10 protein-coding genes and 1 tRNA gene are annotated in these 9,529 nt (G+C 60.3%); 10 read left to right on the top strand and 1 reads right to left on the bottom strand.

The features are described 5' to 3' along the window. The first annotated feature begins 543 nt into the window (after window positions 1-543). The 7 genes from AC1DCM_RS26285 (at window position 544) to AC1DCM_RS26255 (ending at window position 5,498) form a co-directional block, all read left to right on the top strand. Window positions 544-963, top strand: a complete 420-nt coding sequence (locus AC1DCM_RS26285; protein WP_216925434.1) for a DUF3052 domain-containing protein — start codon at window positions 544-546, stop codon at window positions 961-963. Further along, window positions 960-1,463 (top strand): peroxiredoxin, encoded by a 504-nt coding sequence (locus tag AC1DCM_RS26280; RefSeq protein WP_442006189.1) that lies wholly within the window; start codon window positions 960-962, stop codon window positions 1,461-1,463. Before AC1DCM_RS26285 ends, AC1DCM_RS26280 begins: the two co-directional genes overlap by 4 nt. Before the next feature lie 23 nt (window positions 1,464-1,486). Beyond that, entirely contained in the window at window positions 1,487-2,413 is a 927-nt protein-coding gene (locus AC1DCM_RS26275) for an NAD-dependent protein deacetylase (RefSeq protein WP_442018374.1), read from the top strand. A 55-nt stretch (window positions 2,414-2,468) separates the two neighbouring features. Continuing rightward, a tRNA-Val gene (locus AC1DCM_RS26270) sits at window positions 2,469-2,541 on the top strand. Window positions 2,542-2,647: 106 nt separating this feature from the next. Next, the gene (locus AC1DCM_RS26265) at window positions 2,648-2,938 is read left to right on the top strand and encodes a hypothetical protein (RefSeq protein ID WP_442018375.1); all 291 of its coding nucleotides are present in this window, start codon (window positions 2,648-2,650) and stop codon (window positions 2,936-2,938) included. A gap of 249 nt (window positions 2,939-3,187) precedes the next feature. Then, window positions 3,188-3,982: an IclR family transcriptional regulator gene (locus AC1DCM_RS26260; protein ID WP_442018376.1), complete on the top strand. Its 795-nt coding sequence runs from the start codon at window positions 3,188-3,190 to the stop codon at window positions 3,980-3,982. A gap of 157 nt (window positions 3,983-4,139) precedes the next feature. Continuing rightward, window positions 4,140-5,498, top strand: a complete 1,359-nt coding sequence (locus tag AC1DCM_RS26255; protein WP_442018377.1) for an MFS transporter — start codon at window positions 4,140-4,142, stop codon at window positions 5,496-5,498. 113 nt (window positions 5,499-5,611) lie between these two features. On the opposite strand, the gene AC1DCM_RS26250 is transcribed toward AC1DCM_RS26255, so the two are convergent. Continuing rightward, a complete protein-coding gene (locus AC1DCM_RS26250; protein ID WP_477520290.1) occupies window positions 5,612-6,679 on the bottom strand; it encodes a D-2-hydroxyacid dehydrogenase in 1,068 nt (355 codons plus the stop codon). A gap of 85 nt (window positions 6,680-6,764) precedes the next feature. Between AC1DCM_RS26250 and AC1DCM_RS26245 the strand changes: the two genes are divergently transcribed. The 3 genes from AC1DCM_RS26245 to AC1DCM_RS26235 form a co-directional block, all read left to right on the top strand. After that, a complete protein-coding gene (locus tag AC1DCM_RS26245; protein ID WP_477520289.1) occupies window positions 6,765-7,664 on the top strand; it encodes an NAD(P)-dependent oxidoreductase in 900 nt (299 codons plus the stop codon). 54 nt (window positions 7,665-7,718) lie between these two features. After that, the gene (locus tag AC1DCM_RS26240; RefSeq protein WP_477520288.1) at window positions 7,719-8,489 is read left to right on the top strand and encodes an SDR family oxidoreductase; all 771 of its coding nucleotides are present in this window, start codon (window positions 7,719-7,721) and stop codon (window positions 8,487-8,489) included. Continuing rightward, on the top strand, window positions 8,489-9,529 hold a 1,041-nt coding region (locus AC1DCM_RS26235), incomplete at its 3' end, for an L-idonate 5-dehydrogenase (protein ID WP_477520287.1). The genes AC1DCM_RS26240 and AC1DCM_RS26235, both read left to right, overlap by 1 nt.

Raw genomic sequence — 9,529 nt, 5'->3', positions numbered from 1 at the left:
GGCACGCTCCGTGCCCTGCTCCGCGATCAACGCATCAAGGGACTCAATCCACTCCGCGGTCTCTTCCGGATCACGATCAGGCAGCTGGGCAGTCAACCCGCTGAGGATGTGTGAGGTCTCTTCTCCTGCAGCCACGTCCAACCTTCCTTTAGGCGCATGCATCGGCGCCTCAGGTCTGGCAGGGTAACTGCCCGTCATGAACGCGTCGTGTGCGACATCTCGGTTTCAACAGCCCGGTCGGATGCGCCGGGCAGGTCTTGTGAGCGCATGGCTGCCCAGTAGAATTCCTCGGGGCGATCGCCCTGCAGCCAAAGCGCTCATGGCCACTCTAGCTTTGACAGCGCTGGGATGCGTAGCCGCGGGGCTTCAGGGGCGTTGTATGTCACATCTTGGTGCTCTCCGTGACGGATGCCACGTGATTGTCACAGCTTCGAAACACCCTAGGTAGTGCGGAATATGCGTCATCGCAGGGACAATGGCTTGAAGCACACGCCCAAAGGGTGTTGGCTGTTAGTAATGGAAGTCACTTCAAAAGGAGGAAACGTGAGCGAGGCCGACGCCGCCACATCGGTAAATGTGGCGGAAAGATTGGGTTTCAAAGACGGGGATCTGATTCAGGAACGCGGCTACGACGACGACGTCGATTTCGACTTGCGTGACGACATTGAAGATGTCACGGGCTCTGAGCTGTTGGATGAAGATGATCATGACGTCGTAGACGCTGTTATTTGCTGGTGGCGGGACGGCGATGGTGACCTGGTCGATGCTCTGATGGATTCGCTCACCACCTTGAAAGAGGGCGGCGTGGTGTGGGTTCTGACACCCAAATCCGGCCGCGACAACTACGTCTCTCCGGCGGACATCCAGGACGCGGCGCCTACGTCCGGGCTGCACCTGACCACTTCTGCCGGGGTATCCAAGGACTGGAGCGCCACCCGCTTGGTGCCGAAGAAGAACAAGTGACGGAAGTCCAGCAAGCCCCGGCCCCCGTGCTCGTTCCCGGGATCGGGGAGGTAGCGCCTGACTTTGAGCTGCTGAATCAATATGGCGAGCCGGTCCGTTTATCGGATTTCAGGGGTCGCAACGTTGTGGTGGTGTTCTATCCGTTCGCTTTCTCCGGCATCTGCACGGGAGAACTGTGTGAGATTCGCGACAATATCGGCGCCTTCGAAGACTCGAACGCCACGGTCCTTGCGATCTCCGTAGACAGCAAATTTGCCTTGCGCGCGTACGCGGAGCAGGAACGCTACGAGTTCGATCTTTTGGCTGATTTCTGGCCACATGGAGCTGTGGCACAGGCTTACGGCGTCTTTGATGCCCGGAGCGGGATGGCTCTTAGGGGAACGTTCATCATTGATGCCGAAGGATTGATCCGGTACGTGGTGGTCAATCCGCGGGGACAGGCGAGGGACCTCGCAGGCTACCGCCAGGCGCTCTCTGAATTGAGAGTGCAGCAGGGGTGAACCAAGTGCGGCCCGGTGTTGGTATGACCGGCTTCGCCAGCATGGAGCCGGCCATCGCTGCCACCTTGGAGGCCGGGGAAGAGGCGGCCTTGAAGGAAGCCCTGGACATCCTTGGCGGCAAGCGGCTGGCTATTCTCACTGGGGCCGGGCTCAGCACCGATTCGGGTATTCCGGACTACCGGGGACCTGGTTCGGCGCCACGGAGCCCCATGACATATCAGGAATTCATCGGCAGTGCTGCCAATCGACGGCGGTATTGGGCCCGGAACCATATCGGCTGGTCCCACCTGCGGCACGCTGATCCAAATGCCGGTCACCTCGCGGTCGCCCTCATGGAACGGCGAGGTCTGCTGACAGGCCTCATCACCCAAAACGTCGACAGGCTCCACGAGGACGCCGGGAGCACCAATGTAGTGGATCTGCATGGGCGTTTCGATCAGGTGATTTGCCTCGAGCACGGACACATATTTTCCAGAAAGCTGCTCGCCGCCATCCTTGAGGAGCTGAATCCGGGGTTCGTAGCAGCCGCGCTTGAGGCCGGTGTGGTGGAAATGGCACCAGACGCTGATGCCACCGTGGAAGATCCCGAACTTATACAGTCATTCGTGGTGGCAGTTTGTCCTGTCTGCGGCGGCACGCTGAAGCCTGACTTCGTCTACTTTGGCGAAAATGTTCCCAAAACCCGCGTCGAACGGGCGTATGCCATGGTGGACGCAGGCGAAGCGCTCTTGGTTGCCGGCTCCTCGCTCACGGTGATGAGTGGGTTGAGGTTCGTGCGCCATGCGGCGAAGGCCAGCAAGCCGGTGGTCATCATCAACAGGGGACCCACGCGAGGTGACGAATTTGCCGCCCTCAAACTTGAAGTGGGAGTCAGTGGCGCCCTGGATTATCTGGCGAGGAATTTGCCTGACCCTGTAGCCAGGGACTCGATTGGTGTTTCCCCCGAATGATCATGTAGAGTCATTGTTCGTTGGTTGAAGCGCTAAGGCACTGAAACTGAACTTTGGGTCTTTAGCTCAGCTGGTAGAGCGCCACGTTTACACCGTGGATGTCATCGGTTCGATCCCGGTAGGACCCACAAAGAAACCCCGTCATTCTGGACCGCAAGGTTCGAGAATGGCGGGGCTTTCCTTTTCCCTGGAAGCACCGGAAAAAAGTCAGTGCCCACGCCTAGTGTCTGGCTCATGGAACAGGTATACATCCTCACTTCAGGGGGCGGTACGGCAACTACGGTTGTCCGGGGCGGTCGGAACTGGCAGATTGCCGAAGAACCATTCCGATGGTTCGAGAGGGTGCCGTGGTGGGAGAACGCCAAGCGCATGCCCCGCGGGCAGGGCCGCGTGGATGTTGAGGTGTTGCAAGTCCAGGTGCGGCTGGGAAGCAACGCCATGTCCAGCCTGGCGACCTGGGAACTCGTGCGGGACGGAAGCGGTGGGGGCTGGTACCTGCGTGGCGAAGAGCGGGTGGCGGCGTAGGATTCGGGCCGCGAAATGGATGAGCTCTCCACCGCGACTATTGGGGGATGCCGCGGTGGAGAGCTCGAAAATGAATATACAGCGAACTTTTCGGTTTGGAAAGTAAAGCCCTCCTTAAGGCCTTGTGTGTCGACAAAGTCGCCTTTCGCCCCGGCAGGACGGCAGGCAGTCACACTATGATGGGTAGTGTTCAGCTGAATGAACAGCCGCTGGACGGCGACGTCCGGTTTGATATGACGAAGGAGAATCATGGCCGATTCCCGCATTATCCGCTCCGAGGGACTGGGCGCTTCATCGCCGGCGCCTGCGGTGACCCGCGCCGCGGCCGTTCTGGAAGCATTGGCAGAATCGCCGTCGGGCCGCCTCACCCTGAGTGATCTGTCCAGGGAGTTGGGAATCCCTAAATCTTCCACGTCCAATCTGCTGCTGGCGCTCGAGGAGGCGCGGCTTATTACCAGGCAGGGCGCGGACTTTGGCTTGGGTCGAAAGCTCGTAGAGCTGGGCGCCGCCTACTTGAGCCGGTTGGACGAAGTGCAGGAGTTCTATAAGTACTGTGAACAAGCGCCCACCCTGTCCGGAGAAACTGTCCGCATTGCCATGTTGGACGGGGACCATGTCATTTACCTTGCGCGCTATGAAGGTCATCCTGCAGTTCGGTTGACCTCCAACATAGGCGACAAGATGCCAGTCTCCCTCTGCAGTGTAGGAAAGGCGCTCCTGGCGCAGTTGCACGATCACGACATCGATGCCATGTTCCCGGATGGCATGGAACTTCCGGTTATGACTCCGAACTCGCTGCGCAGGGCAGAGGAACTGAAGGCGCAGATTGCCACGATCCGCAAGCAGGGATTTGCCTTTGAGGACGAAGAATCAACGGTAGGCGTGGTGTGCCTTGCCGTTCCCGTGCCCACCCATGGAGCACATGGTCCAAGCCTGGGGCTTTCTGTTACTGCATTGAAGGCTACTTATTCCGAGGAACAGGGCGCCCTCATGGTCAAGGAACTCAAGGAGCTCGCGCGTTCCCTGGGGAATCCGATGGGTTGATGCCGTGGGGCCCGTCACAATCGCCGGTTTTGAATAAATCTGATTTCAACCTTGGCACTGCGTTCAACAAGCTGTACGCTGTTCATCATAGTGATCTTGGCGGTGATGCCATCACTATCTCGCCGGGCCAACGGGGGCCTGGGGTGATTTTGAGGGAGTGCTTGTGACAACTCGTACTAATGCAAAGCTCGCAGCTGAGGCTGACGATGCAGTGGTTGAGCCGGAACAGCTTCGCAGGGCGACGCTGGCCAGCTCCGTGGGTTCTGCCCTGGAGTACTACGATTTCTACATTTACGGCCTGGCCTCGGCCCTGATCTTTGGGCCCTTGTTCTTCAAACCCTTGGGTGAGAGTGGGGCTTTGATCGCATCCTTTGCCACCTATGGCGTGGGATTTGCGGCCAGGCCCTTCGGCGGTATTTTCTTCGGATTCATCGGAGACAGGTTTGGCCGCAAAATGGTCCTCTTGCTGACAATTGGCATGATGGGACTCGCAAGCTTTGCCATCGGCCTGCTGCCCACCTTCGAGCAAGCCGGAATGCTCGGCGCTGTACTCCTGGTGACGCTGCGCATCATCCAGGGCTTGGGTGCCGGAGCGGAACAGGCTGGAGCCACAACCCTGATATCAGAAGTGGCTCCGCCGAAGCGTCGCGGATACTTCGCGTCGCTGCCATTCGTGGGCATTCAGCTCGGCACGCTCCTGGGCGCCGGAACTTTCGCACTATTGCAGCTGGCGGATAAGGATGCTTTCGAGGCGTGGCTCTGGAGAGTGCCGTTCCTTGCCAGCTTTGTCCTGATCATCGTTGCCGTCTTCATTCGCCTGAGGTTGAAGGAAACCCCGGTATTTCAGGAATTGGAGAAGCATAAGAATGTGGTCAAGAACCCTGTCGGTCAACTTTGGAAGCACTCCAGAAGGAACGTGCTGGTTGGTATAGGACTCCGGATGGGAGAGAACGGTAATTCGTCCATCTATTCGGCTCTGCTGATCTCCTTCATGTCAGTCAAGGAAGGTGTCTTCCCTGGAGACAAATTCATTGGCCCTGTGGGACTCCTGATTGCCGCTGGATTCGCGGCCGTTATGGTGGTCACCTTCGGTGCGCTGTCCGACCGCTTTGGTCGGGTACGGGTTTACCGGTACGGCGCGTTGTTCCAGGCGGTCTTTGCCATCCCCGCCTTCTACCTGGTGACCCTCGGAAACGTGACTCTCGTATGGGCTGTCATGGTGGTTGGTATCGCACTGGGCGTCCAGTCCATGCTGGGTCCGCAGTGCCCATTGCTACCTGAACTGTTTGGTTCCCAGTATCGCTTCACCGGTGTTGCGCTGAGCCGCGAAATCTCTGCTGTGCTGGCGGGTGGCCTCGTGCCCCTGCTCGGCGCCATCCTTCTGGCGGCTACGCATAACTCCTGGGTAGTACTGGCGGTTTACTCGCTCGTCTTGGCGCTGATTTCCTTCATTACGACGTTCTTCACGCCTGAAACAGCTGGACGGGACCTTCTTTCCCTTGAGGACGCGAAGTAGCCCACCGGCAGCTTCGAGGCATTGCGCAGAAAACATTGACGCAAAAAGGCTCCGACCCCTTGGGGTCGGAGCCTTTTGCATCAGAGCTTGATCGGGCCTGGTAAAAATCGGGCCTAGTAGAAGTGGACCGGATCAACCAGGTGGGGAAGGTCGCCACCGTCCAGGAAAGTACGGAGGTTGCTGCAGAAGCGTTCCGCGATGAGGCGGTTTTCGGCTGTGCTCAGTGCGGACGTGTGTGGCGATACCAGAACCTTGGGGTGGTTCCACATGGGACTATCCTGCGGGAGCGGCTCGACGGCAAAGACGTCCAGGCAAGCATAGGCAAGCTGCCCGTTGTTGAGGGCTTCAAGAAGGGCATCCTCGTCCACCACTGTGCCACGGCCAACGTTGACGAACACGGTACCCGGCTTCATTGCGGAGAAGATGTCAGTGCTGAACAGCTTCTCAGTGTACGGAGTGCCGGGGAGTGTGTTCACCACGGCATCAGCGTCGGCAACCAGATCCGCAAGGCCGTCATTGTTAGTGACCTCGTCGATGCCTTCAATGGCCTCGACGTTGCGTTTGGTGCCGCTGACCCTCATCCCCAGAGCACGGGCAATACGTGCGGTTTCCATGCCGATCTCGCCAAGCCCGGCAATGACCACCTTGGATCCGTTGGCCAACTTGGTGGGTGTTCGCAACTCGGGCCAAACCTTGGCCGCTTGGTCCTGGGCCATTTCGGCGCTGCGCTTGAAGCCGTTAAGGATGCCAAAGGCGGAGAATTCCGCGAGCGGCAACGCGTGGACCCCGGCCGACGTAGTGACGCGGAATTTTAGGAGCGTCTCAGTATCCAGCCCCGAAGCCTTAACGGCTCCGCCAGCCCCAGCGGCCATGGCGTGAATCCATTGAAGGTGGGGATTGCTCCGGGCAATCCGGGCAAGGCCGGCGGGGCTTTCGTTAGGGAAGCCGTACAGAACCTGGGCCCGGTTGAGCATGGCCCAGTAGCGTTCTTCCTGCTCTGGCGTCCGCTTGAAATCAGGGTCCCCGCTGTGGTCTGCAGGGAAGCGCTCGGGCGGAAGGAGATCTGGTTCGTGCAGGACAGTTACGGAAGGATCCACGGCGCGAATACGCTCCACATGCTCAACTTCGAGCGGCACAGCGATCGCGATGGTAAGTTCATCAGTCGTCATAGTGTTCATCATACTGAATGGAGGCTAGGATATTGAACAGTTCGTTATGTTTGATACAAACTTTTGGTGCACACAAAGAAGTGAGGTTCTTCACAACATGACCAGCAAACGCGTGGGTTTCGTGGGCTTGGGACTGATGGGGGCTCCCATGGCGGCCAACATCGCTAAAGCAGGATGGGTTGTCACGGCATGGAACCGCTCCGACGCCGTTTTCGAAGGCCTCGCCGGTATTGGCCGGGTGGGCACCGTTGCCGGGCTCCGGGGCGAACCAATAATCATTTTCATGCTCCCCGATTTGCCCTTCATTGAGGCTGCAGCAGAAGGCTTGTTCGATGCCTGGCGGTCGGAGCCGCCCCAGCCCGGGACCGCCGTCGTTATTATGAGCAGCGTTTCTCCAACGGATGTCCGCCAGTTCGGCGAACGAGTCCATCAGGCCAGCGACGGAAATGCCGTAGTGATTGACGCGCCAGTGAGTGGCGGCACCACCGGGGCCGAAAGCGGAACTTTGGCCATTATGGCCGGGGCGTCCGAAGCGGACTTTGAACGGCTTCAGCCACTCTTTGAAACCATGGGAACAACGGTGCGCCGGATGGGCCCACTGGGATCGGGCTCGCTCGCCAAGGCCTGCAATCAACTGATCGTCGGAACCACGACGGCGGCACTTGCCGAGGCTGCTGAGCTTGCCGAGCGCTCCGGTATGGATGTTGCCGCGCTGTATGAAGTCCTCGCAGGAGGGTTGGCCGGAAGCCGGGTGTTGGACGTCGTCGGGCCACGCTTGGCAGCAAAGGACTATGCGCCCACCGGACCAGCCAAATTCATGCACAAGGATCTTGCCTTCGTGGTCCAAAGCGCCGAAGCTGTGGGCTCCCCGGTACCTATGGCCTCTGCGGCCATCCAGCTCTACGGCGAGCTCAAACGTCAAGGACTTGGCGATCAGGACCTCGCCGTCGTTCGCCAGGCAATTGCCAATCTTTCCCTCTCCACGGCTGACAACTAACTGCCGGCCCTGACCAACAAACTTGTCCAGACAAGAAGGAATGCAAAAAGAAACATGAGTGGACTATTTGATCTGAGTGGACACGTCGCGTTGGTGACGGGTTCGAGCCGGGGGATTGGCAACGCCCTGGCCCGGGGCCTCGCCGACGCCGGAGCAACTGTAGTGCTCAACGGCATCACCACGGGACGGCTTGAAGCGGCCCATCAGGCCATGGCTGCCGACTATCCTGCGGGAAGGGTCCACAGCCGGGCGTTTGATGTGACGGATGCGGCTTCAGCCGCTGATGGCGTCGCGTGGATCGAGGCCAACGTTGGCCCGTTGGAGATCCTGGTCAACAACGCGGGTATCCAGCACCGTGTTCCCATGCTTGAGTTGGATGTGAAGGACTGGGACCGGGTGATCAGCACGGATCTGACCAGCGCGTTCCTGGTGGGCCGGGAAGCGGCGCGGCATATGATTCCCCGGGGCCGGGGGAAGATCATCAACATCTGCTCGGTCCAGACCGACCTTGCCCGGCCGACGATTGCCCCGTATGTGGCGGCGAAGGGTGGGCTGCGTAACCTGACCCGGGCGATGACGGCTGAGTGGGCCGCTTCGGGGTTGCAGATCAACGGCATCGCCCCGGGGTACATCCATACGGAAATGACGCAGAACCTGGTCGATGATGAGGCGTTCAATTCCTGGATCCTCGGCCGGACACCGGCCCAGCGGTGGGGCACGGTCGCTGACCTGGCCGGGCCTGTTGTGTGGCTGGCATCCCAGGGGTCCAATTTCGTCAATGGCCAGACGATCTTCGTTGATGGCGGAATGACGGTGGTGGTCTGATGGGCATCACCCTCCCGGCCTCCGGCCCCGCTGTCGTCGCCCATGGCAAAGGGGACTTGCGGATCGAAGACATCCCCCTGAAGGCGCCGGCGCCGGATGAGTCGATCGTGGAGATCGCCTACGGCGGGATCTGCGGTTCAGACCTGCATTATTGGCTGCATGGTGCCGCCGGGGAGTCCATCCTGAAGGCCCCGATGGTCCTGGGCCATGAAATTGTCGGGGTCGTCATCGAGCAGGCAGCCGATGGCAGCGGCCCCGAACCTGGCACCCGTGTGGCCGTGCACCCGGCAACGCCGGGCCCGGGCGCGGCACGGTACCCCGAAGAGCGGCCCAACCTCTCCCCGGGCTGCACGTACCTGGGCAGCGCGGCACGCTACCCGCACACCGACGGCGCTTTCAGCCGCTACGCCACCCTTCCCTCCCGGATGCTCCGTGCCCTGCCGGAAACCCTGGATCTGCGGACCGCGGCGTTGGTGGAGCCGGCCAGTGTGGCCTGGCATGCCGTCGCCCGGGCCGGTGACGTCGCGGGAAAGACTGCCATGGTGATCGGCAGTGGCCCGATCGGTGCCCTCGCGGTCGCTGTCCTCAAGCGCGCCGGAGCGGCCCGGATTGTGGCCGTCGATATGCATGACAAGCCCTTGGAGATCGCACGCGCCGTGGGTGCCGATGCCGTCTTGAAGGGCGACGACGCCGAGGCCATCGCGKCTGTGGAGGCCGACGTCGTYATCGAGTCTTCCGGCAGCCACCACGGCCTTGCCTCGGCCATCAAGGGAGCCACCCGCGGCGGSAAAGTAGTCATGGTGGGGCTGCTGCCCTCCGGGCCGCAGCCGGTCTTCATCTCCCTGGCCATTACCCGTGAGCTGGRACTGYTGGGATCCTTCCGGTTCAACAACGAAATCGATGACGTCATCGCAGCGTTGGCCGACGGATCMTTGTTCGTGGAYCCCGTGATAACGCACGAGTTCGACCTCGCCCACGGCCTCGAGGCATTCGACGTAGCCAGGAACTCAGCCGAGTCCGGCAAAGTCCTGCTGAACTTC

It is taken from the genome of Paenarthrobacter sp. 10N417 (assembly GCF_056394745.1).
This window is presented reverse-complemented; position numbering and strand designations above follow the sequence as displayed.

Coding starts and splice junctions, on each gene's coding strand:
- AC1DCM_RS26275 (WP_442018374.1), top strand. CDS start 1,487: ATGACCGGCTTCGCCAGCATGGAGCCGGCCATCGCTGCCACCTTGGAG.
- AC1DCM_RS26265 (WP_442018375.1), top strand. CDS start 2,648: ATGGAACAGGTATACATCCTCACTTCAGGGGGCGGTACGGCAACTACG.
- AC1DCM_RS26260 (WP_442018376.1), top strand. CDS start 3,188: ATGGCCGATTCCCGCATTATCCGCTCCGAGGGACTGGGCGCTTCATCG.
- AC1DCM_RS26250 (WP_477520290.1), bottom strand. CDS start 6,679: ATGATGAACACTATGACGACTGATGAACTTACCATCGCGATCGCTGTG.
- AC1DCM_RS26245 (WP_477520289.1), top strand. CDS start 6,765: ATGACCAGCAAACGCGTGGGTTTCGTGGGCTTGGGACTGATGGGGGCT.
- AC1DCM_RS26240 (WP_477520288.1), top strand. CDS start 7,719: ATGAGTGGACTATTTGATCTGAGTGGACACGTCGCGTTGGTGACGGGT.